The sequence below is a fragment of the Mycobacterium sp. P4_H6 genome, assembly GCF_056400845.1.
The window spans coordinates 1-23,968 of the sequence record NZ_JBFUKN010000097.1; the positions used below are offsets into that span (position 1 = coordinate 1).

Sequence of the window (23,968 nt, forward strand, 5' to 3'; positions counted from 1 at the left end):
CCCTGAGGGCTCAGCACAATTCGCGCGGCAACGAGAGCGGATAGTGCAGCGCTGCCTACCCTTGGCAGATCACATCGCGCGCCGCTTCGAAGGCCGCGGTGAAGCCCGCGACGACCTGGTGCAGGTGGCTCGCGTCGGTCTGGTCAACGCGGTCAACCGGTTTGACGTCGATGCCGGCTCGGACTTCGCCTCCTACGCGGTGCCCACCATCATGGGCGAGGTGCGCAGGCACTTCCGCGACAATGGCTGGTCGGTGAAGGTGCCGCGCAGGCTCAAGGAGCTGCACCTGCGCCTGGGTGCGGCCACCGCGGAGTTGTCCCAGCGGTTGGGCCACGCGCCGACCCCCACCGAACTCGCCGCCGAACTCGGCATGGATCGCGAAGAGGTGGTCGAGGGTCTGATCGCCGGCAGCTCGTACAACACGCTGTCCATCGACAGCGGCGGTTCGGGCGATGACGAGGCGCCGGCGATCGCCGATACGCTCGGATCCTCAGATGACGCGCTCGATCAGATCGAGAACCGGGAGGCGCTGCGACCGCTGCTGGCGACCCTGCCCGAGCGTGAGCGCACGGTGCTGATCCTCAGGTTCTTCGAATCGATGACCCAGTCACAGATCGCCGAACGGGTCGGCATCTCGCAGATGCACGTGTCGCGCCTGTTGGCGAAATCCCTGGCGCGCCTGCGCGACGAACTGCAGTAGGTCAGCCTGCCTTGCGCAGTTCGTCGAGAGCGTGGTCGGGATCGCAGATCTGCAACATCCGGTCGACGGCTGCGCTGGTCAGCAGATTCCACTGCACGTTCTGCCCGGCGGCCTGGACGCTCACCTTGTGAACAGCCGAGAACGCTTCTGCGGCAAAGAAAGTCACTCCGCTGAGGTCGAGCACCAGCTTCTCGGCATTACGCAGGCGGAGCTGGATGTAGTCGCTGAACTGGGTGGTGTTCGCCGCATCGAGTTCACCTTCGACGGTGATCACGACGGTCGACGGCGGTAAGGCCTGGGTGGTGTAGCTCGCCCGGTCGCGGGTGAGGTGCTGCGTGGCAGCGACCCGCACGTCGGCGTTGAGGTTGGTCATGTGAACTCCATCAGTCGGATGCACTCTGGATGAACCTGATCGTGCTGGCACGCGTCCGCGTGTTCCGGTTCTGAAGAAATCGACCCCGTGTGCTTGAGGCAAATTAGGCGGGGGCTCTCGAGGGCCCCGTAGCTGCGATGACGCGTGGTGCCGGCTGTTAACTCAACCTGGTACCGACCCTACGCCACATGATCAATGCGAACAATCGCCTTGCTGGACTCTCAGGAAATTGCGATGTCACGTGTCATTTTTGACATCACGGTGATTCTCCCGGTCGATGGGCCGGATTCCGTCGACCGGTTCACACTGGTGTCATGTCGACTACCGCCCCCGCCGCCGGCGTCGTGCTGGCCGCCGGAGCAGGCACCCGGTATGGGATGCCGAAAGTCCTTGCAGATAACGGAGTTTGGTTGCGGCGGGCGGTTGCGGCCCTGGCTGGCGGTGGCTGTGATGAGGTGGTCGTGGTGCTCGGTGCGGCCGGTGCGGATGCCGTCGAAGTGCCCGCCCCGGCCCGCGCGGTGCATGCGCCGGACTGGGCCGACGGTCTGTCGGCGTCCTTGCGGGCGGGGCTGAACGCCGTGGACGCGGCCTTCGCCGTCGTGCATCTGGTGGACACCCCGGATGTCGGGGCCGACGTGGTCGCCAGGGTGCTCGAAGCGGCCCGCTCGGCACCGTCGGGATTGGCCCGAGCGGTCTATGCCGGCCGCCCGGGCCATCCCGTCGTCATCGCGCGCCGGCATCGGCGGGAATTGCTCACCGGGCTGAGCGGTGACGTCGGAGCTGGGCCGTTCCTGCGCGCCCGCGAGGACGTCATCGCGGTGGAATGTGGTGATCTGGCCGGCGGTGCCGATATCGACGAGCGGGCCGAGAATTGAGTCAGGTGTGCACCGTGAGGCCCAGCGCGGCCGACGCATAACGCCGCACGGTGTCCTCGGACATCGCCGCTGCGTCTTCGAAGCCCGGCCGGGCCCTGCTGGCCATGAACCCCGTTTCGCGGTCCAGAGTGACCTCGGCGAGCAGTTCGCCGGTGCTCGGTTCGCACACCGCCCAGGTGTAGCGGGTGTCGGATTCCCAGCCGTCGGCGGCCTCGTCGATGTAATCGAGGTCGGTTTCGCCGAGGTCGGCCAAAGCGGGGCGGTCATCGACGCGATCGTCGTAGCGCAGCCCCCGCAGGTACCACTGCCCGTTGTTGATCTCCACGGGTTCCATCAGGCCTCCAGAATGCCGAATGGCCACTTATCGCACGGGATTCGGTACGAACCCGCGCAATAAGTGGCCAGTGAGCGGGTGTCAGTCCTTGATCTCGGCGATCACGGTGCCCTGGGTGATGGCGGCACCGGCCTCCACGGACAGTCCGGTGATGGTGCCGTCCTTGTGGGCGGTGACCGGGTTCTCCATCTTCATGGCCTCCAGCACCACGACCAGATCGCCTGCGGCGACCTGCTGGCCCTCTTCGACGGCGACCTTGACGACGGTGCCCTGCATGGGTGCGGTCACCGAGTCGCCGGAGGCTGCCGCACCGGCGGCGCCGCCGCGCTTGCGCGCCTTGGGCTTCTTGCGGATGGCGCCCGCCGCGGCACCGCCGCCACCACCGATGGCCAGGTCGCCGGGCAGCGAGACCTCCAGACGACGTCCGCCGACCTCGACGACGACCTTCTGCCGGGGCAGGTTGTCCTCTTCGTCGAGGGGCTCACCGCCGGTGAACGGTTCGACAGTGTTGTCCCACTCGGTCTCGATCCAGCGGGTGTGCACGGTGAAGCCGTCGCCGTCGCCGATGAAGGCGGGATCGGAGACCACGGCCCGGTGGAACGGAATCACGGTCGCCAGGCCCTCGACGTTGAATTCCGCCAGCGCCCGGCGCGAGCGGGCCAGGGCCTCGTCGCGGGTGGCGCCGGTGACAATCAGCTTGGCCAGCATCGAGTCGAACTGGCCGCCGATGACCGAGCCGCTCTCCACACCCGAGTCCATGCGGACGCCGGGGCCGGTGGGGGGCTCGAACTTGGAGACCGGGCCGGGGGCGGGCAGGAAGCCGCGGCCGGCATCCTCGCCGTTGATGCGGAATTCGAAGGAGTGCCCGCGCGGCGTCGGGTCCTCGGTGATGTCCAGCGCCTCGCCGTTGGCGATCTTGAACTGCTGCAGCACCAGGTCGATGCCCGAGGTCTCCTCGGTGACCGGGTGTTCCACCTGCAGGCGGGTGTTGACCTCGAGGAAGCTGATCAGGCCGTCCTGGCCGACCAGGTACTCGACGGTGCCGGCACCGTAGTAACCGGCCTCCTTGCAGATGCGCTTGGCGGACTCGTGGATCTCCTTGCGCTGCGCCTCGGTGAGGAACGGCGCGGGCGCCTCCTCGACCAGCTTCTGGAAGCGGCGCTGCAGCGAGCAGTCGCGGGTGCCTGCGACGACGACGTTGCCGTGGGTGTCGGCGATGACCTGGGCCTCGACGTGGCGCGGCTTGTCCAGGTAGCGCTCGACGAAGCACTCGCCGCGGCCGAATGCGGCGACCGCCTCACGGGTGGCCGAGTCGAACAGCTCGGGGATCTCTTCGAGGGTGCGGGCGACCTTCATGCCGCGCCCGCCACCGCCGAAGGCGGCCTTGATGGCGATTGGAAGGCCGTACTCCTTGGCGAAGGCCAGGATCTCGTCGGCGTCCTTGACCGGGTCGGGGGTGCCGGGGACCAGGGGAGCGTCGGCGCGCGCGGCGATGTGGCGGGCGGTGACCTTGTCGCCGAGGTCGCGGATGGACTGCGGGCTGGGCCCGATCCAGATCAGGCCGGCGTCGAGGACGGCCTGGGCGAAGTCGGCGTTCTCGGACAGGAAGCCGTAGCCGGGGTGGATGGCGTTGGCGCCGGACTTGGCGGCGGCCTCCAGCAGCTTCTCGAACACCAGGTAGGACTCGGCGGAGGTCTGGCCACCGAGGGCGAACGCCTCATCGGCGAGCCGTACGTGGGGTGCGTCGGCGTCGGGCTCGGCGTAGACGGCCACGCTGGCCAGCCCGGCGTCTTTCGCGGCTCGGATCACACGGACGGCGATCTCCCCGCGGTTGGCGACGAGCACCTTTGAGATCTTCGAGCTGGCGTGACTGGGCACTGGGCCTCCTGATGGCATGTTCTCTAAGAAACGTCTTTAAGAATGTATCGGGCGAAGTTTATGTGTCCAATTCCGGGGTGGCGAGTCGGACCCCCGATTTTCGGCGGAGTTACCGTCGCCCTTCCGGTAAGGCGGGTTTGTTACTGGTCGGTACGTGTGACGTGCTCGGTAGCTGCGCTGCGGGAATGCCGCCGAATGCACCCTCAGAGTAGAACGGCGGCGCCCCCGTTCGGGGGCACCGCCGTTTCTTGACAGCTGTCGAGTTCTTCCTCAGCCGAACAGGGTCGGGATGCCCTTCATCGACGGCGACGGGTCCACACCGAGCGCATTGGCCAACAGTGACGGCGCCACGTCGAGGATGTCGACCTCCTTGCGCGAGGGATCGGCGGTCACGCCGGCCCCCGCGGCCAGCAGGATGCCCTCGGGGATGTGGTAGCCGGTGTTCACCCCACCGATCCGCGAGTGCACGCTCAGGCCCAACTCGGTGGCCGGGACGGTCACGCCGGCGTCGGCACCCGTGGGCCGCAGGGTCACGGTCGTGGTGTCGTCGCCGGGCACCGTGTAGTCGATGCCGAAGGTGACGGTCTTGCCCTCCACCCGCAGCCGGGCGAACAGCCGCTCGGTGCCGTTCACCAGAACCGACTCCAGCGGTGCGACGGCCTCGGCGGCATCGGACTCCGACTGAAAGACCAGCGAGAGCATCGGGTACATCGCCAGCGCGACGTCGGCGGGCTTGAGGCCCAGTTGGGCGATCAGCTTGGTGTGGTCGTCCAGGACGAACCGGCCACCGTCGAACTTGGGCACCTCCACCGGGCCCTGGCCCATGCTGGCCGACAGCACCAGCATGGACTGCGGATGCTTGGCCAGATATTTGCGGATGCGCCCGATCTGGCGGTCGGTGATGTCCATCGCGGCGACGATGAAGCTGCCGTACACCTCGTCGGCGTCGTACTCGTACGTCTCGGTGTAGCCGGGCATCCCGTCGCCCCAGAACCGGTGCATCATGCCGGCCACGTGATTGGTGAAGAAGACGCTGAGGCGCGGGTTGTTCTTGCGGTGCTGGCGCCAATACAGATCGAAGCTCAGCGGGGCCTGCATCGCCGATCGGAAAGCCTTGTAGCGCGGGTCGATTCGCTCCTTGACCAGATGGGTGGCCAGGGTGGCGGTGACCCGAGGTGTCAGCCCGAGCCGCACCAGATCGACCGCGGTGCCGGCCAGCGCCTTGGGGCTCAGCGCGGAGTCCGGCGAGAAACCGTTCTCACCGGTCATCGCGAGGTTGAACGCCTGGAACCGTTCCAGGGCGGGCGGGTAGGTCTTGGCATCGGAGGCGAAGGTGTCGGGCACATAGAAGCCGCCGTGCTTGAACGGGCGGGCCGGCCAGCTCTGCATCGGGCCGAACAGTCCGACGGACAGACCGGCTTTCTCGGCGACATCCCAGATCGGCTCGCCGCGGAACGTCGAGGGATCCTGGCCCAGGTCGAAGGAATTGTGCTCGTAGGAGGAGGTGTGCAGGGTGGGCCAGGTGCGCCACGGCTGCAGCCCCTGCAACTCCTCGCGGTCCTCGTGCACGGTGGTCAGCGACTGGCCCTCCCGGAGCAGTGCCGCGATGTTCGAGTCGGGACGATGCTTGACGTAGATGTCGACGACATCCCACGGGACTTCGTTGAGCTCATAAAGAATGACGTCTCTGGCCTGCCGATTCATCGAGCTGGGCCCCTTTCCTGGTCGTCCTTCGCCGCTGGCCCCCGCCCGCAACCGTCGTATCCAGCCTGGCGGGCGGTGCGGACGGCTCGCTGGCTAGTTAGCTGGCTTTGAGCCATTCTGGCACGGATCGACGGGAATTGCCGTGGTCGGCAATATTGACACCGGCGACAACAGTGATGGCACTCACAGCGCGTGAGGTCCGGCCGCGGCAGGCGTCAGGTGGCGCGCAACCGGCGCTTGATCCGGGCGAGCATGGCCGACATCCCGCGCAGCCGAAGCGGACTGATGAGCGCCGCCAGGCCCAGGTCGGCGTAGAAATCGTCAGGTACCGCCAGGATGTCGGCGGCCGATTGTCCATCCAGGCCTGCGGCCAGGATGGACGCGAAACCCCGTGTCGTCGGCGCCTCGGCGGGAGCGCTGAAGAACAGTCGCACATGGTCGGGGTCGGTCGCGTCGACGTCCAGGAACAGTGGCGACTGGCATTCGGGGACCGGTTCCATGGCGGCCTCCTCCAGGTGCGGGGGCAACTCCGGAAGATCGTTGGCGAATTCGAGCAGGAGTTGCAGCTTGTCCTGCCCGGTGACCTCCTGGAACTCCCCGACGACTTCGGCGAGCGCCGCGGGCACGCTCATGTGGCCGCGGGTGCCGATCCGGGCTCCTCGCCCACGGCGACCGGTACCCGCACCGCATTGCCCCACTCGGTCCAGGATCCGTCGTAGTTGCGCACGTTGGGCAACCCCAGCAGATGGGTCAGGACGAACCAGGTGTGGCTGGAGCGTTCGCCGATGCGGCAGTACACGATGGTCTTGTCGTCGGCGGTGAGATGTCCGTACAGCGCGTCCAGGTCGGTGCGGCTGCGGAAGCGTCCGCTGTCCTCGGCGGCCTTGGCCCACGGGATCGACACCGCGGTGGGGATGTGCCCGCCCCGCAGCGCACCCTCCTCGGGGTAGTCGGGCATGTGGGTGCGCTCACCGGTGTACTCCTGCGGGGAGCGCACATCGATCAGCGGTTCCTGCCCGAGCACGCCGAGCACATCCTCACGGAACGCCCGGATGGCGGCGTCATCGCGTTCGACGACCGGGTAACCGCTGCTCGGCTTGCTCGGCACATCCAGCGTGGTGTCGCGGCTGTTGGACACCCACAGATCGCGCCCGCCGTCGAGCAGGCGGACATCGGGGTGGCCGAACAGGGTGAACACCCACAGCGCGTAGGCGGCCCACCAGTTGCTCTTGTCGCCGTAGATGACCACGGTGTCATCGCGCGAGATGCCCTTGCGGTCCATCAGTTCGGCGAACTGGGCGCCGTCGATGTAGTCGCGGACGGCCGGGTCGTTGAGGTCGGTGTGCCAGTCGATCTTCACCGCACCCGGGATGTGCCCGGTGTCGTACAGCAGGACGTCCTCGTCGGACTCCACGATGGACAGCCCGGGCCGCCCGAGATTGGCCGACAGCCAATCCGCGGTGACCAAACGTTCGGGGTGCGCATAGGCGGCGAGGGCAGGATCTGGATCGGCAGGAAGCGACACCCCATGAGCGTACCCATGATCAGTGACGCAGCGCTCACGCCGGCAGGCAGTGTGCTGCGGGGATGAGTTCGGCCCGCATGTTGCGGCGCATCATCGCCAGCGCCGCCTCGCCGAGGCCCGCGTCGATGTGGGCCACCGCATCCGGTGGCACCACCACGTCGTAGTGCCGCACATAGGCGTCCAGGGCGGTGTAGAGCACGCACTGTTCGGTCACCTGACCGGTGATCACCAGGCGGTCCGGTTGCATCTGCTGCAGCAGGTAGTCCAGCTGGGTGGCGTAGAAGGCGCTGTGCCGAACCTTGGTGAGGCGCAGGCATTCCGGGGCCGGAAGGATGGGCTTCACCAGATCGGGCCGGGCGCCGTCGAGTGCCGCGCGCACGATGTCGTCCCAGTCGCCGGTGAAGTCGCCGTAGTTGTCGTTGACGTAGATGACGTCGACGTCCTCGGCATCACGGCCGCGATGGATCAGATCGGCCAGCGGCTCGACGATGTCGGCGGCGCTGTTCATCAGCTGATCGGCATCGGGGTGCCGGTAGGCGTTGAGCATGTCGATGACGAGGATCGCGGTGTCGGCCATGTTCGGGAAATACCCCGGTGCCGGCGATTCATGCGCGTTTCTCCGGTCGGCGGGACGGGCACCCAACCACGGTCGAAGGGAGCGGTTCCGATGCCGAAAACCACGCGCCAGGGCACGCCGAAACAGGACGAGTTGCCGAGCACCCTCCGAAAATCGGAGGCCAAGGCCCAGCGCACGTTCGCCAAGGTTCACGATGCGGCGGCCGATGAGTACGGCGATGAGGAGCGCGCACATCGCGCCGCCTATTCGGCGCTCAAACACAGCTACGAGAAGGTCGGGGATCATTGGGAAGCCAAGGCCGAACGTGGACCGTCCGATGAACGCGCGCGCAGCGGCGGCCCGAACCCGACGGGCGCCACCGCGGAGGGTGTCGACGCCAACGCCAGCAAGAAGCACCTGCAGGAGATCGCGCGCCGCCTCGACATCCGGGGCCGTTCCACGATGAGCAAGGACGAGCTGGTCGACGCCATCCAGGTGGCCAATCGCCGGGAGACGCGCGAGAACCGCTGAGGTCAGCCGGCCGGCGCGTTCGCCGCCCACAGCGCGGCGACGGATATCCCGATGTCGGCCAACAGAACCCGCAGCAGCGGCAGGCTGAGCCCGATGACGTTGGACGGATCGCCCTCGATGCGGTCGATGAACCAGCCGCCCAGTCCGTCCAGGGTGAAGGCGCCCGCGACGTACAGCGGTTCGCCACTGGCCAGGTAGGCGTCCAGATCGTCCGCGCCGGGAACGCCGAAATGAACTGTGGTGGTACCGGTTCGCCCGGTCTCGCCGATGACGGCCCCGTCGCGTACCCGCAGCACGCGGTGTCCGGTGTGCAGCTGCCCGGTGCGGCCGGCCGCGGATTGCCACTGGCGGCGGGCGGCCGCCACGGTGCCGGGCTTACCGCTCAGCACCCCGTCGACCTCCAGCATCGAATCGCAGCCGACGACAACGCAATCGGCGGCGATACCGGCATCGAGCAGTTCCGCCACGCGCTGGGCCTTGGCGTCGGCCAAGGCTGCCACGATGTGCGCCGGTGAGTCGTCGGCCATCCGCGCGATGATGGCGTCCTCATCCACATCGGACACCACGACCAGCGGCTCGACACCGGCGTGCCGCAGCACGCTCAGGCGCCCCGCGGAGGCCGAACCCAGGACCAGGCGGGTCACTTCCGCAGGTGGGTCCGCTCCAGCAGGGTCACCCGCTGCCAGCTGTGACTCTGGTAGCGCAGCCGGTCGACCGGATGGCCCCACAGGTTCTTCTCGGTGACGACCGGCTCGGCCGGACCGCCGCCGGCGGCCGACAGCACGCCGATCAGCGCAGCCAGCTCGTCATCGGTGGGAGAACCCTTGAGCACCTTGATGTGCGGCTCATGGGTCGCCGGGGTCGCGGTCTCTTCCACAGGGGCCTCGCTTGCGTCGCTCACAGCGGGATGTTTCCGTGCTTCTTCGGCGGAACCTGGCTGATCTTGCGCTCCAGCAGTCGCAGCGCGGTGCCGACGTAGCCACGGGTGTGCGACGGCGGGATGACCGCGTCGACGTAACCGCGCTCGGCCGCGATGTAGGGGTTCACCAGGGTGTCCTCGTAGGTCTGCTGCAGTTCCAGGCGCAGGCTGTCGACGTCCGCGCCCTCGGCTGCCGCATCCTTGAGTTCCTTGCGGTACACGAACCCGACGGCGCCGGAGGCGCCCATGACGGCGATCTGTGCGGTGGGCCAGGCGACCACGACGTCGGCGCCCATGTCCTTGGACCCCATCACGCAGTACGCGCCGCCGTAGGACTTGCGGGTGATGACGGTGATCTTCGGGACGGTGGCCTCGCCGTAGGCGTACAGCAGCTTGGCGCCGCGGCGGATGATGCCGTTGAATTCCTGGTCGGTGCCCGGCAGGAAGCCCGGCACGTCCACCAGCAGCACGATCGGGATGTTGAAGGCGTCGCAGGTGCGGATGAACCGCGCGGCCTTCTCGGAGGCGTTGATGTCCAGGCAGCCGGCGAACTGGGTGGGCTGGTTGGCCACGATGCCCACCGAACGCCCGTCCACCCGGCCGAAGCCGATGAGGATGTTGGTGGCGTAGCCGGCCTGCACCTCGAGGAACTCGTCGTCGTCGAGGATGCGCGAGATGACCTCGTGCATGTCGTAGGGCTGGTTCGGCGAATCCGGGATCAGGGTGTCGAGCTCGAGGTCCTCACCGGTGAGGTTCTCCTCGATGGCCCCGGTCGGAACGACCGCCGGGTACCGCGGCGGGTCGGCGTAGTTGTTCGGCGGCAGGTAACTCAGCAGGTCGCGGACGTAGTCGAGGGCGTCCTGTTCGCCCGAGGCGACGTAGTGCACGGTGCCGGACTTGGCCATGTGGGTGTGCGCGCCACCCAGCTCCTCCATGGTGACGTTCTCGCCGGTGACGGTCTTGATGACGTCGGGGCCGGTGATGAACATCTGGCTGGTGCCGTCGACCATGATGACGAAGTCGGTCAGTGCGGGGGAGTAGACGTGCCCGCCGGCGGCGGCGCCCATGATCAGCGAGATCTGCGGGATGACGCCGGAGGCCTTGATGTTGTTGTGGAAGATCTTGCTGTACAGGCCGAGGGAGACCACACCCTCCTGGATGCGGGCGCCGGCGCCGTCGTTGATGCCGACCAGCGGGCGGCCGGTCTTGATGGCCAGGTCCTGAACCTTGACGATCTTCTCGCCGTAGACCTCGCCGAGGCTCCCGCCGAAGACGGTGGCGTCCTGGCTGAAGATGCAGACCTCGCGGCCGTCGATGGTGCCGTAGCCGGTCACCACGCCGTCACCGGTGGGCCGGTTCTTCTCCAGGCCGAAGTTGGTGGAGCGGTGCCGGGCCAGCGCGTCGAGCTCGACGAAAGAACCCTCGTCCATCAGCGCGTAGATGCGCTCGCGGGCGGTCAGCTTGCCCTTGGCGTGCACCTTCTCGACCGCGGCCTCACCGACCGGGTGCAGCGACTCTTCGGCGCGCTTCCGCAGGTCGGCCAGCTTGCCGGCCGTGGTGTGGATATCGGGTACGTGCTCTGCCGCCGGCTCGATAGTGCTCGTCATGGGAGTCGATGCTAGCTGTACTTCTAAGAACTGCATAAGAGAGGTGCGAGTTAACTCACTGCGGGTCGATCGACGGCCAAGCTGTGTCGGTGCCGAGCGCCGACCTGACCCGCGAATCCATCGCCGCCATGCTGCTCGATCGACGCGGGGACACCCGGCTCGGCCTGCGCTCTCATGAACGCGACTGGACCTGGGACGAGGTGGTCGCCGAATCCGCTGCCCGCGGCGCGCTGGGCGCCGCACTGCTGGCCGACCGCCCGGGCGCACCGCCCCATATCGGGGTGCTGCTGCCCAACGTCGCGGACTTCGTGTTCTGGCTCGGCGGCGCGGCGCTGGCCGGCGCCACCGTGGTGGGCATCAACCCGACCCGTGGGCCCGCCGAGCTGAGTGCCGAGATCCGGCTCGCCGACTGCCGACTGATCGTCACCGATACCGCGGGCGCCGAGCGGCTGCGCACGCTGGACCACGAGGCGACACTGCTGGTGATCGACACCCCCGCCTACGCCGCAGCGGTCGACGGGTACCGCGGGGCGCCGCTGAGGGCAGAGGTCGCCGAGGACACGCTGCTGCTGTTGTTGTTCACCTCGGGCACCACCGGAGCGTCCAAGGCGGTCCGGTGCAGTCAGGGCAGGCTGGCCCGCATCGCCTACGCGGCGGTGGACAAGTACGGCCACCGGCGCGAGGACGTGGAGTACTGCAGCATGCCGCTGTTCCACGGCAACGCCATCATGGCGCTGTGGGCGCCCGCGCTGGCCGTCGGTGCCACCGTCTGCCTGGCCCCGTCCTTCTCGGCCTCACGGTTCCTGCCCGACGTGCGGTACTTCGGTGCCACCTTCTTCACCTACGTCGGCAAGGCGCTGGGCTACCTGATGGCCACCCCGGAACACCCCGATGACGCGGACAACCCGCTGCAGCGCGGCTTCGGCACCGAGGCCTCACCGGACGACCAGGCCGAGTTCCGTCGCCGGTTCGGTGCCGAACTGTTCGAGGGGTACGGGTCCAGTGAGGGCGGTGGTGCGGTCGCGACTGCCGCCGACGCCCCGCCCGGCGCGCTGGGCAGGCCGCTGCACGACGGCGTCACGATCGTCGACCCGCACACGCTCAAGGACTGTGCGGCAGCGGTTCTGGATGAAAGGGGCCGGGTGCTCAACCCCGACGACGCGGTCGGCGAGATCGTCGACAAGTTCGGCACCCGCACCTTCGAGGGGTACTACAACAACGACGAGGCCAACGCCGAACGCATCCGCAACGGCTGGTACTGGACCGGTGACCTCGGCTACCTCGACGGGGACGGGTTCCTCTACTTCGCCGGGCGCCGCGGCGACTGGATCCGGGTCGACGGCGAGAACATCTCCGCCCTGACCATCGAACACGTGCTGCGCCGCCACCCGCAGGTGATCGCCGCCGGTGTGTTCGCCGTGCCCGATCCGCGCTCCGGGGACCAGGTGATGGCGGCCATCGAGGTGGCCCGCCCCGGCGAGTTCCACATCGACGAGTTCGCCGCCTTCCTGCGGGGCCAGGACGACCTGGGTGCCAAGGGTGCGCCGCGACTGTTGCGGGTCTCCGGCAATCTCCCGGTCACCGGCTCCAACAAGGTACTCAAACGTGAACTGCAGCAACAACGTTGGCATACCGAGGAACCGGTGTACCGATGGGTGGGCCGCACGGGCCCCGAGTATCGGCCGATGACCGATGCCGACCGGGCCGCGTTGGATGGGGAGTTCGCCACGTACGGAAGGCAACGTCATGTCTGATCGGCAGCATTGGGATGAGACCACCGATGTGCTGGTCGCCGGATCGGGCGCCGGCGGGGCGACCGGCGCCTACACCGCGGCCAGGGAAGGTCTGGGCGTGATCCTCGTCGAGGCGACCGACAAGTTCGGCGGCACCACCGCGTACTCCGGTGGCGGCGGAATGTGGTTCCCGTGCAATCCCGTTCTGCAGCGCGCCGGCGTCGACGACACCCTCGATGACGCGTGCGAGTACTACCGGGCCGTGGTCGGGGACCGCACACCGGCGGCGCTGCAGGAAACCTACGTCCGCAGCGGGGCGCCGCTCATCGAGTACCTGGAAAGCGATGAGCTGCTGAAGTTCTCACTGCTGCCCTGGCCGGACTATTTCGGCAGGGCGCCCAAGGCGCGTGCCGACGGTATGCGCCACATTGCCGCCAAACCGCTCAAGGTCGCCGCGGCACCCGCACTGCGGAAATCGGTGCGTGGGCCGCTGGACGCCGACCGCCTGGGCCATCCGCAACCCGAGGACTATTTCGTCGGCGGCCGGGCACTGATCGCCCGGTTGCTGACCGCCACCGCCCGCTACCCGGACGCCTCGGCGCGCCTGAACACCGCGCTGGTCGAGCTGGTGGTGCAGGACGGCCGGGTGGCCGGTGCGATCGTGGAGACCGACGGGCAGCGCCGGGCCATCCGCGCACGCCGCGGCGTGCTGCTGGCCGCCGGCGGCTTCGAGCACAACGACGAGATGCGGGCCCGCTACGGTGTGCCCGGAGACGCCCGGGACACCATGGGCCCGTGGGGAAATCGCGGTCTGGCCCACCTGGCCGGTATCGCCGCCGGCGCCGACACCGACCTGATGGATCAGGCGTGGTGGTCACCGGGGCTCACCCACCCGGACGGGACGTCGGCCTTCGCGCTGTGGTTCACCGGCGGCATCTTCGTCGACGATCACGGCAAGCGGTTCGTCAACGAATCCGCCGCCTACGACCGGCTGGGCCGTGGTGTCCTGCACGCGATGGCCGCCGGCACGGTGACGCTGCCGTACTGGATGGTCTACGACGACCGCGAGGGCGTCGTCCCGCCCGTCAAGGCCACCAACGTCTCGATGGTCGACACCGAGAAGTACCTCGCGGCCGGATTGTGGCGGACGGCCGACACGCTGGAGGAACTGGCCGCCGAGATCGGGGTGCCGCCGCGGGAACTGGTCGCCACGGTGGCCCGGTTCAACGATTTCGTGCGTGCCGGTGCCGACGAGGATTTCGGCCGCGGCGACGAACCGTATGACCGCGCGTTCTCCGGCGGCGAGTCCCCGCTGGTGCCGATCGAGCAGGGCCCGTTCCACGCCGCCGCCTTCGGGGTGTCCGACCTGGGCACCAAGGGCGGATTGCGCACCGACACCGCCGCGCGGGTGCTGGATTCCGGGGATCGGGTGATCGCCGGCCTGTACGCCGCGGGCAACACCATGGCCGCCCCGAGCGGCACCGCATACCCCGGCGGTGGCAATCCGATCGGAACGAGCATGCTGTTCAGCCACCTGGCGGTGCGAGACATGTTAAGCAGGAGTGATGAGCGCTTGCGCGAAGAACAGAGCACCTGAGCATGACTGAGATCCGGGAGATCGACGCAGGCACATCGATGACGCGGTTCGCCCGCGGCTGGCACTGCCTGGGCCTGGCCGACTCGTTCCGCGACGGGCAACCGCACGGCATCGACGCCTTCGGCACCAAGCTGGTGGTCTACAGCGATGCCGCCGGGGCCGTGCACGTGCTCGACGGGTACTGCCGCCACATGGGTGGGGACCTGTCCCGCGGCACCGTCAAGGACGACAACCTGGCCTGCCCGTTCCACGACTGGCGCTGGGGCAGCGACGGCAAATGCAAGCTGGTGCCCTACGCCAAGCGCACCCCGCGGATGGCGCGCACCCGCACCTGGCCCACCCACGAGGTCAACGGGCAGCTGCTGGTCTGGCACGACCCGGAGCGTTCCAGTCCGCCACCGGAACTGGCGCCACCGTCCATCGACGGTTACGCCGAGGGCCGGTGGTCGCCGTGGCAGTGGAATTCGATCCTCATCGAGGGCTCGCACTGCCGTGAGATCGTGGACAACAACGTCGACATGGCGCACTTCTTCTATATCCACCACGCCTACCCGACGTTCTTCAAGAACGTCATCGAAGGCCACACCGCCAGCCAGTTCATGGAGTCCAAACCGCGGCCGGACTACATCGCCGACCCCGACAAGCTCTGGGACGGAACGCATCTGCGGTCCGAGGCCACCTACTTCGGTCCGGCCTACATGATCAACTGGCTGCACAACGACCTCGCGCCGGGCTTCACCGTGGAGGTGGCGCTGATCAACTGCCATTACCCGGTGACGCACAACTCGTTCGTGCTGCAGTACGGCGTGGCCGTCCAGCAGATGCCGGGCCTGCCCGCCGACAAGGCCGCCAAGCTCGCCGGGGCCATGAGCCGGTCCTTCGGCGACGGATTCGGAGAAGACGTCGAGATCTGGAAGCACAAGACCCGCATCGACAACCCGCTGCTCACCGAGGAGGACGGCGGCGTCTATCAGCACCGGCGCTGGTACGAGCAGTTCTATGTGGACGTCGCCGATGTGACGCCGGAGATGACCGACCGTTTCGAGTTGGAGGTCGACACCACCCACGCGTTCGGCATCTGGGAACAAGAGGTCAACCACAACCTGGAGAACCTGGCCACGCGCTGACCACCTGCACCCGGGGCGGGAGCAACTGGCGGGTGACTGGTCGGCATGGTGAACTGGGTCAGCTAACGTCAGCTGAGCACCCGACGTCGGCCGCACCGACGCGCACATGTCGTTTTCGCAGGAGGAGTTGTCGTGCCCGACGACCGTAGCGCGCCGCCGCACAGGTACGACGGGGTGGACGGGCCGCGGGTGGCGATCGCCCACGACTACCTCACCCAGCGTGGCGGGGCGGAGAAGGTGGTGCTCTCGATGAGCAAGGCGTTCCCGGACGCCCCCATCTACACCCTGCTGTACGACCCGGACGGCACCTACCCGGAATTCGCGGACCGCGATATCCGGGTTTCCCCGCTCAACCGGGTCTCATTGTTCCGCAAGCACCACCGGGTGGCCCTGCCCGTGCTGCCGTTCGCGGCCGGCGCGATGTTCGTCGACGCCGACGTGGTGGTGACCAGCAGCAGCGGCTGGGCACACGGCTTCCGGACCGACGGCGCCAAACTCGTGCACTGCCACACCCCGGCGCACTGGCTCTACGCGTTGGACCACTACCTCAAACCCGACGGGGACACCCTGAAGCGGGCCGCGCTGAAAGTGGGCTCGCCCCTGCTGAAGTCGTGGGACCGCCGGGCGGCGATGACAGTCGACCGTTACCTCGCCGTGTCGACGGCCATCAAGCACCGCATCCACGCCGCCTACGGCATCGACGCCGGCGTGTTGCCGTCCCCGATCGCGATGAAACCGCACACCGCGGCCGAACCGGTCCCCGAACTGCAGGACTGGGCCACCGACGGAGGCGAACCGTTCTACCTGTGCGTGTCCCGGCTGATGGCCTACAAGAACGTGGACGCCGTGGTGGGGGCCTTCGCGAACACCGATCGCCGCCTGGTGGTGGTCGGCCACGGCCCGGAGGCCGCGCGCATCGAGCGGATGAAGACACCCAATGTGCGGATGCTCTCGGCGCTCACCGACGGGCAGATGGCCTGGCTGTACCAGTCCTGCCGGGCGTTGATCGCGGCCAGTTACGAGGATTTCGGGCTGACCCCCATCGAGGCGGCGGTGTCGGGGCGACCCGCGGTGGTGCTGCGCTGGGGTGGCTTCCTGGACACCGTGGTCGAGGGCACGACCGGGATGTTCTTCGACCGGCCGGCCGCCGATTCCATCGCCGAGGCGCTCGACCGCTTCGAGGCCTGCCGCTTCGACCCCGACACACTGCGGGCGCACGCCGAACGGTTCACCGAGCAGCGGTACGCGGAATCGCTGTACACCGCCGTCGACCAACTGAGCGGCACCCGAAATCCTGAACGGGCCGGGTAACGGCCAACCGAGCGGCGCGAGCCTGTTCGGCTAGTTATGGTTGACGCGAATTTCTCAAAGGAGCACAACACCTATGACCGGAGTACCAGCGTCGGCAGATCCGGCAGACGTCGCCCGCAAGCTTGCCGCTGCTCCCGATCTGCACATGCCCCCGCCGCCCGAGTGGATTCTCGACGAGAACAACCGGGTCATCGACTACAAGATGCAGGGCATGACCCGCGGCCGCAAGATCCGCAACCGGCTCGGTGAGCTGTTCTTCAACAGCTTCATCACCTTCATCCCGTCGCACACCATCCGGCAGGGCTTCCTGCGGCTGATGGGTGCGCGGATCGGGCAGCGCACCTCGATCCTGCGTGGCACCACGGTGCTGGACATCGAGTTCCTCACCATCGGTGACGGTGTCGCGATCGGGTTCCGCTGCCTGCTGGACTCCCGCGCCGGCCTCTACATCGGTAACAACGTGACCATCGCCAGCGACGTGCACTTCATCGGCGGCGGCCACGACATCAACCACCCCGACTTCCTGCCGGTCCCGATCCCGACCGTCGTGCAGGACTACGTGTGGATCGCCAGCCGCGCGATGGTGCTGCCGTCGCTCATCCACCGCGGCGCCGTGGTGGCCGCGCATGCCGTGGTGAACAAGGACGTCGACGAACTCGCGATCGTCGGCGGTGTGCCCGCCAAGGTGATCGGTAAGCGTCCGGCCGACTCACTGGGCTACACCAACAATCACCGCCCGCTGTTCTACTGATGGGTGCGGCGTCGGTCCCGTTCGGTGATCACCGGCTCGTGTTCGTCGCGCCCGACGAGGGCCAGACCGCGGTCGGCGACTACGCGCAGGACCTGCTGACCGCGCTGCGCCCGCATTTCGGCGAGGTCGTCGAACACCGCACCGCCGGGCCGGGCCAGGACAGTCTGGCCGATCTGCGCAGGCATCGCGCGCAGGTACGGCGACTGGTGGCCGAAGGGCCGCCCGGACGGACCCTGGTGCACGCCGAGTTGTCCACCGGTGTGCTGCCCACCTTCTGGGCCGTGGCGGGCCTCAAGGGCGTTCCGGTCACCTCCACGATCCACGATCCGCCGCAGGGTCTGTGGTTTTTGGCCCGCACCCGCCGTATCGCGCAGTCCCGGCTGCTCACCCATGGCATCCACTACCCGCTGCGACCGCTGTCGCAGGCCATCGAGGGCCGGGTGCACGGGGACCGGACGCTGATCGCGCTCACCGAGACCGGCAGGCAGTCGATCGAACGCACCTATCCGCGCACCACCACCTACTACGTTCCGCACCTGGTGCGGGAACGGCCCGCCATCAGGCCCGCCGAAGAGCGCCCCAAGGCGGTCGGATTCTTCGGATTCGTCTACCGCGGCAAGGGTTTCGAGCAGATCGCCCGGATCCGCGAGTTGCTGCCCGACGATATCGCCATCCGGGTCGCCGGGCGCGGCACCGAAGAGTTGCCGCGGGCCGACGGCATCGAGATCCTGGGCGGTGTGGACGGCGCGCACGAAGATGCGTTCTTCGATTCGGTGCGCGCCATCGTGGTTCCCTACGGCAAGCGGCACTTCTACGCCGAGACCTATCCGGCCTCCGGCGTGGTGGCGCACGCGATGGCCTACAGCACGCCGGTGGTGTGCACCGGGTACGGCTCGCTGGCCGAATTGGACAGTGCGCACGGTGTTCTCACCGTGAGCCCGCGCGGTGAGGGTGAGGACGCCGTGGCGACCGGCCTGGCCGAGGGGATCGAGTCGTTGCTCAACGATCCCGCCCGGCTCGCCGAACTGGGGCGCAACGCCGACCGGACCCGTCAGGAGCGTTCTGCCGAGCGCACCGCCGACGCCCTCGTCGAGATCTGGACGCGGGTCCTCTCCGGACAGAGCGAAAGCGCCTGAACGGGTGACCGAACCGATCGAGCCGGTGGCGCCCGCGCCCACCTCGCATCATCTGGTGCGCACGCTGTGGGCGGTGTTCTGGCTCTACGGCGGCCGCGGCGTCGGCCTGCTGTGGACGGTGATCATCATCGCCCAGCTCGGGATCGCCGACTACGGCCAGTACGGCATGGCGTATGCCGCCTTCTCACTGATCGGCCCACCGCTGGACAACCCGTTCGCGGTGCGCGCGGTACGGGAATCCGAGGAGCGGTTCCTCGCCGAACGGGCCACCCGGTATCTGCTCGGCCTGACCCTGATGGTGGCCGGGGCGGCTCTGGTCGAGGTCAGCTACATCGCCTGGTTCGGGCTGTTCGTGGCCGGCGGCGAGATCATCATGAAGGCCTACCAGAGCCACTGGGCACGCGACGGGCAGCCGCAACGGGTCGCGCAACTCGACACCATCCGCCAGGTCGTCAGCGTGATGTGTGCTGCCGCATACGTTTTCCTCGTCGACGACCCCACCCTGCAGGTCGCCAGCCTGTTCCTGGTGGCGCCCTATGTGGTGATCGCCGTCGTCGTCGGCTTCTCGGTGCTGGGGCCCCGCCCCGGTATGCCCGGTCCGCCCAAACTGATCGCCATCCTGGTCGGCGAGATGCTGGGCCTGGCCGCCTACCTGCAGGGCGATGTGCTGCTGCTGGGCTGGCTGACCAACGACACCATCGTCGGGTACTACGCGCTGACGGTCACCGTGACCATCGCGATCGTCGCCGTCGGGCAGTCCTTCGGCATGTCCTACAACCGCTCCCTGCGCGAGGGTGACGGGCAGCTGGCCGCCGGGCCGCCGCTGAAGAGCACCCTGATCCTGGGCGGCGTCGCCTGGCTGCTGGTCCTGATCGTCGGTGTGGTCATGCTGTTCACCCCGGCGCCACAGCAACTCGCGGTCGCGATGATCATCATGAGCTTGTTCTGCGGCATGCGGACCGTCACCTCGGTGTTCCAGGCGGTGCTCTACCTGCAACGTCGCGACACCACCCGGCTGGTGGCCAACATCAGCCTGCTGCCGGTCAAGCTGGGGCTGGTCGCACTGCTCGCGGTCGCGGGCGCCGTGGGKGCCGCCATCGCGACGGTGATCGCCGACGCGCTGCTGCTGGGCATCTACGCCTATGTCCTCTACCGCAAACCCCCTGCCAGAAAGGCGCCGGAATGACCAGGGCGACGTTCCTGCTGTCGAAGGATCCGGTCGTCGAGCACGGCGGGGATGTGGAGCTGTCCCGGCTGGTGATGCGGCTGGCCTCGGATTCCCACGAGGTGTCGGTCATCTGTCTGTCGCATCAGCCGCCGGGCCGCACCACCGCCGATCTGGTCGAGGGCGGCGCCGTCGTGCAGCGGGTGGCCAAGTCCGGTGTGCAGCCGCTGCGGTTGCTGAAGGACACCGCGCGCAGCGGGCGCAGCCTCGCGCACGCCCGGTTCGACAACGACGAACTGGTCGCCGCGATCTCCGCGTCACCGGCCGACGTGTTCGTCGCCGAGCACAGCTACATGGCCGAATCGTTCCTGCGCAGCGAACGGCGCGGCAACGCGCGGTTCGTGGTCAACACCCATGTCAGCGAATCCCTGGTCTGGCGGGCCACCCGGGGAGTGCTGGGGCGCCTGCAGGTGGGCAGGTTGGTGCGCGACGAACTGCGGGTGGCCCGCGCTGCCGACGCGGTGGGCACCTACGACGCCGAGGAGGCGGAGTTCTACCGCGCCAACGGTGTTCCGTCCGCGCGCTGGCTGGATCTGACGCTGCCGCCGGCCGCCCAGGTCGAGGTGGCGGCCACCCCGCGCCGGCTGGTCCTGATGGGGACCAGGGACTGGGCGCCGAATCAGGAGGCGTTCCTGACCGCGCTGCGGCTGTGGCCGCAGATCTCGGCGGGCATCGCCGGCGCCGAACTCTGCGTCATCGGCGCCCGACACTCGAAAGCCAAGGCACCGCAGTATCCCGACGGTGTGCGCGACCTCGGTTTCGTCGACGACCTGGTCGGTTTCCTGGGGACCTGCCGGGCCATGATCGCGCCGATCAGCACCGGTGGCGGGGTGCGGGTGAAGATCCTCGACGCGGCCCGGATGGGCCTGCCGGTGGTGGGCACCACCCCCGCCGTCGGCTCGCTGGGCGATCTGTTGGAACTCGGCGTCCACGACGAGGACGCCGACTTCGTCGCCGAGTGCCGCCGGCTGCTGCTGGATGTGCAGGCCGCCACCGCGGCGGGGGACCGGCTGTACGCGCTGAACAGCCGGTATTGGCAGGAGCGACGGCCCCACCGTGCGGTCGAGGCGCTGCTGACCGGTTAGTGGCGTCCGGCGCTGACCGGTGCCGCCGTCGGCACGGACCTGGTGGCCTCGGCGATGCGCGTCTCCAGCGCGGCGCGCTCTTTGTCCTCGCGCCGGAGTTGATCGGCGTAGGCCAGAAATGTCAGGAAAATGGTGTACAGAAACACGATCTGCGGGATGACCACCACGGGGTGATCGAGATTCAGAGCAACGATCGAGAATCCGATGAATACGCCGCCATAAAGTGCGCCCGGTAGCGAATTCGATCGCAACAACCGGTAACCAATTACACACCCGATCACGACGACCGCCAGAAACGCCGCTCCGACGAAGATGCCGCCGCGGTGAATCGCGATCAACGGGGCATTGGACACGAAGTTCTCGATGAAGGCGTACGCACCGTCCTTGAACTCGCGCTGCGACCAACCCCAACCGAACAGCCAGTGCCCGTCCATGCGTCCGGGGAACTCCCGGATCGAGTCCACCCGGTCGGTGGCGCCGGCGTCATTGGAGCTGAGCGTGCCCATCAGCCGGGTACGCACCGAGGGCACCATGAAGGCGCCGATGAAGGCCAGCGTCAGCGTGCCGACCAGGATCTGGCGATCGCGTGAACGCATCGGGTGGAACACGAAAACCAGTACGACACCGACCAATACGCTCACGATGGCCGAGCGGCTCAGCGTCAGCGCGATGGCCGAACCGAGGATCGCGGCGATCACCACGCGCCGCCAACCGGTGAAGACGATCATGGCGATCACGAACGAGATGACCAGACCGATACCGGCGGCGTTGGGGTCCAGCCACAGCCCGCCGAGCCGGCTGAACGCCTGGCTGTCGGCGGCAACCTGGAATCGGTCGGTGCGTGGCAGATTCGAGGTGCCACCGGTGAAGAAGAAACGTTCGGTATTGGCCACCGCATAGCCGAAGATCCGGAATGGCTGCAGCAGTATCTGATTGGAGCCGAGCACAATTGACCCGATACCGATCAGCGCATTGAAGCTGGCCGCATAGACGAAGATGCGGCCGAACTTGGCCAGATGCTCCCGCGGCAGCGCGAGCAGCGCGAAGAAAGCGCCCGTGGCGATGGCCCACTTGGTGTAATCGAGGATGTTCACGATGGAGCTGAATGTGAGCACCATCGACACCCCGGAAATGACCACCAGCACCAGCACGCTCTTGGCCAGTGTGCTGCCCAGGACGGGGAAGCGTTTGGCGGCGTTGGGATGGACCAGAGCCGCCACCAGCGCGCCGCCGGCGAACGGGAGATACAGCGGAAGGTGCACGCCGGGGAAGTAGCCGAAGGGCAGCATGCCGACGGCGATCGCCATACCCCAGTACAGCCACAGCGGGTGGCGAAGGCCGACATAGACGCCGACCGCCAGTGCGATCAGCCCGCCGACGGCCATCACCCCGACCTTGCCGCCGAGCGCCACCGTGCCGGCGATCACGGGCACCAATATGATGATCGCGGCTCCGACCAGCAGGTTGGGCCGTGTAGACGCGCCGAGTTTCATTGCGGACTCGTCTTCATTGCGGAATGATCCTCACGGCTTTACCGCACCGTCGTTGCATTTAACTATCCTTGCATCGACTTAGCTGGCCGCGCTACAGGGGCGCTCGGCAAAGTGTGCAGCTACTGTTGTTGACGCTATCGTTGCATTGTTGTGGCGATCCAAGAGCGAATGGAGTGCTCCCTTGGCCATCGGTGATTACCTGCGAATTTTTCGCCGGTTGTGGTGGGTGGTGCTCTTGGCGACGCTGATCGGCGTCGCGGTGGGTTATGCCAGCACCCTCTTCTCGACCCCGCAGTACTCATCGACGACACGGCTGTTCGTCACCACCCAGAGTGGCACCTCGGTGGGCGATGCCTACCAGAACAACCTGTTCTCCCAGGAGCGCGTCTTCTCCTACGCCGGTCTGGCCACCAGCGATCAGGTCGCTGCCCGGGCCATCGACCAGCTCAAGGCGCCGCTGACCGTCGATGAGCTGCGCGCCAAGATCACCGCGGTCCCGCTGCCGCAGACCGTGTTGCTCGACGTCACCGCCACCGATCCCGACCCGGCGGCCGCTCAGCGCTACGCCAATGCCGTCGCCGACCAACTGGTGAATGTGACCGCCGAACTGGAGACCTCGCGCCGTGGCGGCGAGGCCGCGGCAGCCGCGGTGCTCGTCGACGACGCCAGCTATGGCACCAAGGTGGCCGCCATGGGTCTGACCACTCGCTTGGCCGCCGGTGCGGTGGGCGGTCTGGTGCTCGGCGTGCTGTTGGCGATCGCGCTGGGTCTGTCCGACTCCAAGCTGCGCCGTCGCGAGCGCATCGAGGACGTCACCGGTATCCCGCTGCTGGGCACGCTGGTGGCCGACAAGCAGAGCCGCGACGGCATCATCGACATCGACTCCGGCGGCCTGGCCGTCGAGCGCCTGCGCGAACTGCGCACCAACGTCCAGTTCGCCCGCAATGCCACCGGTCAGCACCCCCGGGTGATCGCCGTGACCAGCCCGTCCCCCCAGGACGGCCGGTCCTCGACCGCCATCGACCTGGCCGTCGCGTTCGCCGAGTCGGGCCACTCGGTGGTCCTGGTCGACGGTGACCTGGTGAATCCGGAACTGCCGCAGCTGCTTGCGCTCGACTCCGCGGCCGTCACGCAGGCCGGAACGAAGGGCTTCACCACGCTGCTCGCCGGCCAGCACGACCTGTCCGAGTCGCTGATCGAGGTGCCGCAGTCCGGTTTCGCGCTGCTGCCGTCCGGTCCGGTGCCCTCGGTGCGTCGCGAGCTGTGGGGCGACCAGCGGGTGCAGCGGGTGCTGGAACTGCTGCGCGGACACTTCGACTACGTCATCATCGACACCCCGCCGCTCACCAAGTACGCCGACGGCGCCGTGCCCGCCGCACTCGGCGACGGCGCACTGGTGCTCGGCCGGCTCGGCCACACCAAGACCACGGCGCTGCGCAAGGCGCTCAAGGTGCTGCAGACCGCGCACGCACCGGTGCTCGGCGTGGTCGCCACCTGCGAGCCGGGAC

Annotated in this window: 23 protein-coding genes; 12 read left to right on the forward strand and 11 right to left on the reverse strand. The window is 68.0% G+C overall.

Annotation, left to right across the window (positions count from 1 at the left end; genetic code table 11):
- Positions 1–700 (forward strand): SigB/SigF/SigG family RNA polymerase sigma factor (locus tag AC1DTF_RS27485; protein ID WP_477476363.1); only part of this gene is annotated, 700 nt, incomplete at its 5' end.
- A gap of 1 nt (position 701) precedes the next feature.
- Here AC1DTF_RS27485 and AC1DTF_RS27490 read toward each other — a convergent pair.
- Positions 702–1,073 carry an STAS domain-containing protein gene (locus AC1DTF_RS27490; RefSeq protein WP_057167233.1) on the reverse strand — a complete coding sequence of 124 codons (372 nt, stop codon included), beginning with the start codon at positions 1,071–1,073 and terminating at the stop codon, positions 702–704.
- Positions 1,074–1,387: 314 nt separating this feature from the next.
- Between AC1DTF_RS27490 and AC1DTF_RS27495 the strand changes: the two genes are divergently transcribed.
- Positions 1,388–1,948, forward strand: coding sequence for a nucleotidyltransferase family protein (locus AC1DTF_RS27495; RefSeq protein WP_477476364.1), 561 nt, complete (start codon positions 1,388–1,390; stop codon positions 1,946–1,948).
- 1 nt (position 1,949) lies between these two features.
- Here the strand turns inward: AC1DTF_RS27495 and AC1DTF_RS27500 are convergent, their stop codons facing one another.
- From AC1DTF_RS27500 to AC1DTF_RS27525, 6 genes are all read right to left on the reverse strand, one after another.
- Positions 1,950–2,282: a hypothetical protein gene (locus AC1DTF_RS27500; RefSeq protein WP_057167231.1), complete on the reverse strand. Its 333-nt coding sequence runs from the start codon at positions 2,280–2,282 to the stop codon at positions 1,950–1,952.
- Between the two features lie 81 nt (positions 2,283–2,363).
- Positions 2,364–4,160: an acetyl/propionyl/methylcrotonyl-CoA carboxylase subunit alpha gene (locus AC1DTF_RS27505; protein WP_057167230.1), complete on the reverse strand. Its 1,797-nt coding sequence runs from the start codon at positions 4,158–4,160 to the stop codon at positions 2,364–2,366.
- A 270-nt stretch (positions 4,161–4,430) separates the two neighbouring features.
- Positions 4,431–5,864 carry a hypothetical protein gene (locus AC1DTF_RS27510; RefSeq protein WP_057167229.1) on the reverse strand — a complete coding sequence of 478 codons (1,434 nt, stop codon included), beginning with the start codon at positions 5,862–5,864 and terminating at the stop codon, positions 4,431–4,433.
- Between the two features lie 215 nt (positions 5,865–6,079).
- Positions 6,080–6,496 (reverse strand): SufE family protein, encoded by a 417-nt coding sequence (locus AC1DTF_RS27515; RefSeq protein WP_477476365.1) that lies wholly within the window; start codon positions 6,494–6,496, stop codon positions 6,080–6,082.
- Entirely contained in the window at positions 6,493–7,389 is an 897-nt protein-coding gene (locus tag AC1DTF_RS27520; RefSeq protein ID WP_477476366.1) for a sulfurtransferase, read from the reverse strand. Before AC1DTF_RS27520 ends, AC1DTF_RS27515 begins: the two co-directional genes overlap by 4 nt.
- 34 nt (positions 7,390–7,423) lie before the next feature.
- Positions 7,424–7,966 carry a cysteine hydrolase family protein gene (locus tag AC1DTF_RS27525; protein ID WP_057167226.1) on the reverse strand — a complete coding sequence of 181 codons (543 nt, stop codon included), beginning with the start codon at positions 7,964–7,966 and terminating at the stop codon, positions 7,424–7,426.
- Positions 7,967–8,056: 90 nt separating this feature from the next.
- On the opposite strand from AC1DTF_RS27525, the gene AC1DTF_RS27530 reads away from it, so the two are divergent.
- Entirely contained in the window at positions 8,057–8,476 is a 420-nt protein-coding gene (locus tag AC1DTF_RS27530; protein ID WP_057167225.1) for a ChaB family protein, read from the forward strand.
- 2 nt (positions 8,477–8,478) lie between these two features.
- On the opposite strand, the gene AC1DTF_RS27535 is transcribed toward AC1DTF_RS27530, so the two are convergent.
- From AC1DTF_RS27535 to AC1DTF_RS27545, 3 genes are read right to left on the reverse strand one after another with little or no spacing between them, the layout of a single operon-like run.
- On the reverse strand, positions 8,479–9,120 hold the full coding sequence (locus AC1DTF_RS27535; RefSeq protein WP_477476367.1) for a Maf family protein: 642 nt from the start codon (positions 9,118–9,120) through the stop codon (positions 8,479–8,481).
- Positions 9,117–9,377: an acyl-CoA carboxylase subunit epsilon gene (locus AC1DTF_RS27540; RefSeq protein WP_057167223.1), complete on the reverse strand. Its 261-nt coding sequence runs from the start codon at positions 9,375–9,377 to the stop codon at positions 9,117–9,119. The genes AC1DTF_RS27535 and AC1DTF_RS27540 overlap by 4 nt, the downstream gene beginning before the upstream one ends.
- Positions 9,374–11,002 carry an acyl-CoA carboxylase subunit beta gene (locus AC1DTF_RS27545; RefSeq protein ID WP_057167222.1) on the reverse strand — a complete coding sequence of 543 codons (1,629 nt, stop codon included), beginning with the start codon at positions 11,000–11,002 and terminating at the stop codon, positions 9,374–9,376. The genes AC1DTF_RS27540 and AC1DTF_RS27545 overlap by 4 nt, the downstream gene beginning before the upstream one ends.
- A 128-nt stretch (positions 11,003–11,130) precedes the next feature.
- Between AC1DTF_RS27545 and casI the strand changes: the two genes are divergently transcribed.
- The 8 genes from casI (at position 11,131) to AC1DTF_RS27585 (ending at position 20,967) form a co-directional block, all read left to right on the forward strand.
- The gene (gene casI / locus AC1DTF_RS27550; protein WP_477476374.1) at positions 11,131–12,756 is read left to right on the forward strand and encodes a steroid-22-oyl-CoA synthetase; all 1,626 of its coding nucleotides are present in this window, start codon (positions 11,131–11,133) and stop codon (positions 12,754–12,756) included.
- A complete protein-coding gene (locus AC1DTF_RS27555; protein ID WP_477476368.1) occupies positions 12,749–14,332 on the forward strand; it encodes an FAD-binding protein in 1,584 nt (527 codons plus the stop codon). Before casI ends, AC1DTF_RS27555 begins: the two co-directional genes overlap by 8 nt.
- Positions 14,333–14,334: 2 nt before the next feature.
- Positions 14,335–15,459 (forward strand): 3-ketosteroid-9-alpha-monooxygenase, oxygenase component, encoded by a 1,125-nt coding sequence (locus tag AC1DTF_RS27560; protein WP_477476369.1) that lies wholly within the window; start codon positions 14,335–14,337, stop codon positions 15,457–15,459.
- A gap of 132 nt (positions 15,460–15,591) precedes the next feature.
- On the forward strand, positions 15,592–16,770 hold the full coding sequence (locus AC1DTF_RS27565) for a glycosyltransferase (protein ID WP_477476370.1): 1,179 nt from the start codon (positions 15,592–15,594) through the stop codon (positions 16,768–16,770).
- A gap of 73 nt (positions 16,771–16,843) precedes the next feature.
- The gene (locus tag AC1DTF_RS27570; protein ID WP_057167219.1) at positions 16,844–17,521 is read left to right on the forward strand and encodes an acyltransferase; all 678 of its coding nucleotides are present in this window, start codon (positions 16,844–16,846) and stop codon (positions 17,519–17,521) included.
- Positions 17,521–18,657, forward strand: a complete 1,137-nt coding sequence (locus AC1DTF_RS27575; RefSeq protein WP_477476371.1) for a glycosyltransferase family 4 protein — start codon at positions 17,521–17,523, stop codon at positions 18,655–18,657. The genes AC1DTF_RS27570 and AC1DTF_RS27575 overlap by 1 nt, the downstream gene beginning before the upstream one ends.
- Before the next feature lie 4 nt (positions 18,658–18,661).
- A complete protein-coding gene (locus AC1DTF_RS27580) occupies positions 18,662–19,843 on the forward strand; it encodes a lipopolysaccharide biosynthesis protein (protein WP_200962130.1) in 1,182 nt (393 codons plus the stop codon).
- Entirely contained in the window at positions 19,840–20,967 is a 1,128-nt protein-coding gene (locus AC1DTF_RS27585) for a glycosyltransferase (protein ID WP_057167217.1), read from the forward strand. The genes AC1DTF_RS27580 and AC1DTF_RS27585 overlap by 4 nt, the downstream gene beginning before the upstream one ends.
- On the opposite strand, the gene AC1DTF_RS27590 is transcribed toward AC1DTF_RS27585, so the two are convergent.
- The gene (locus tag AC1DTF_RS27590) at positions 20,964–22,400 is read right to left on the reverse strand and encodes an O-antigen ligase family protein (protein WP_477476372.1); all 1,437 of its coding nucleotides are present in this window, start codon (positions 22,398–22,400) and stop codon (positions 20,964–20,966) included. The two genes, AC1DTF_RS27585 and AC1DTF_RS27590, sit on opposite strands and share 4 nt — an antisense overlap.
- A gap of 241 nt (positions 22,401–22,641) precedes the next feature.
- Between AC1DTF_RS27590 and AC1DTF_RS27595 the strand changes: the two genes are divergently transcribed.
- Positions 22,642–23,968: tyrosine-protein kinase domain-containing protein (locus tag AC1DTF_RS27595; protein ID WP_477476373.1), on the forward strand; the 1,327-nt coding region annotated here is incomplete at its 3' end.

Bases quoted from the DNA above. Each gene is read 5' to 3' on its own strand.
- AC1DTF_RS27575 (WP_477476371.1), top strand. From the start codon at position 17,521: ATGGGTGCGGCGTCGGTCCCGTTCGGTGATCACCGGCTCGTGTTCGTC.
- AC1DTF_RS27560 (WP_477476369.1), top strand. From the start codon at position 14,335: ATGACTGAGATCCGGGAGATCGACGCAGGCACATCGATGACGCGGTTC.
- AC1DTF_RS27515 (WP_477476365.1), bottom strand. From the start codon at position 6,496: ATGAGCGTGCCCGCGGCGCTCGCCGAAGTCGTCGGGGAGTTCCAGGAG.
- AC1DTF_RS27530 (WP_057167225.1), top strand. From the start codon at position 8,057: ATGCCGAAAACCACGCGCCAGGGCACGCCGAAACAGGACGAGTTGCCG.
- AC1DTF_RS27495 (WP_477476364.1), top strand. From the start codon at position 1,388: ATGTCGACTACCGCCCCCGCCGCCGGCGTCGTGCTGGCCGCCGGAGCA.
- AC1DTF_RS27500 (WP_057167231.1), bottom strand. From the start codon at position 2,282: ATGGAACCCGTGGAGATCAACAACGGGCAGTGGTACCTGCGGGGGCTG.
- AC1DTF_RS27525 (WP_057167226.1), bottom strand. From the start codon at position 7,966: ATGGCCGACACCGCGATCCTCGTCATCGACATGCTCAACGCCTACCGG.
- AC1DTF_RS27510 (WP_057167229.1), bottom strand. From the start codon at position 5,864: ATGAATCGGCAGGCCAGAGACGTCATTCTTTATGAGCTCAACGAAGTC.
- AC1DTF_RS27545 (WP_057167222.1), bottom strand. From the start codon at position 11,002: ATGACGAGCACTATCGAGCCGGCGGCAGAGCACGTACCCGATATCCAC.
- AC1DTF_RS27555 (WP_477476368.1), top strand. From the start codon at position 12,749: ATGTCTGATCGGCAGCATTGGGATGAGACCACCGATGTGCTGGTCGCC.
- AC1DTF_RS27570 (WP_057167219.1), top strand. From the start codon at position 16,844: ATGACCGGAGTACCAGCGTCGGCAGATCCGGCAGACGTCGCCCGCAAG.
- casI (WP_477476374.1), top strand. From the start codon at position 11,131: ATGCTGCTCGATCGACGCGGGGACACCCGGCTCGGCCTGCGCTCTCAT.
- AC1DTF_RS27585 (WP_057167217.1), top strand. From the start codon at position 19,840: ATGACCAGGGCGACGTTCCTGCTGTCGAAGGATCCGGTCGTCGAGCAC.
- AC1DTF_RS27490 (WP_057167233.1), bottom strand. From the start codon at position 1,073: ATGACCAACCTCAACGCCGACGTGCGGGTCGCTGCCACGCAGCACCTC.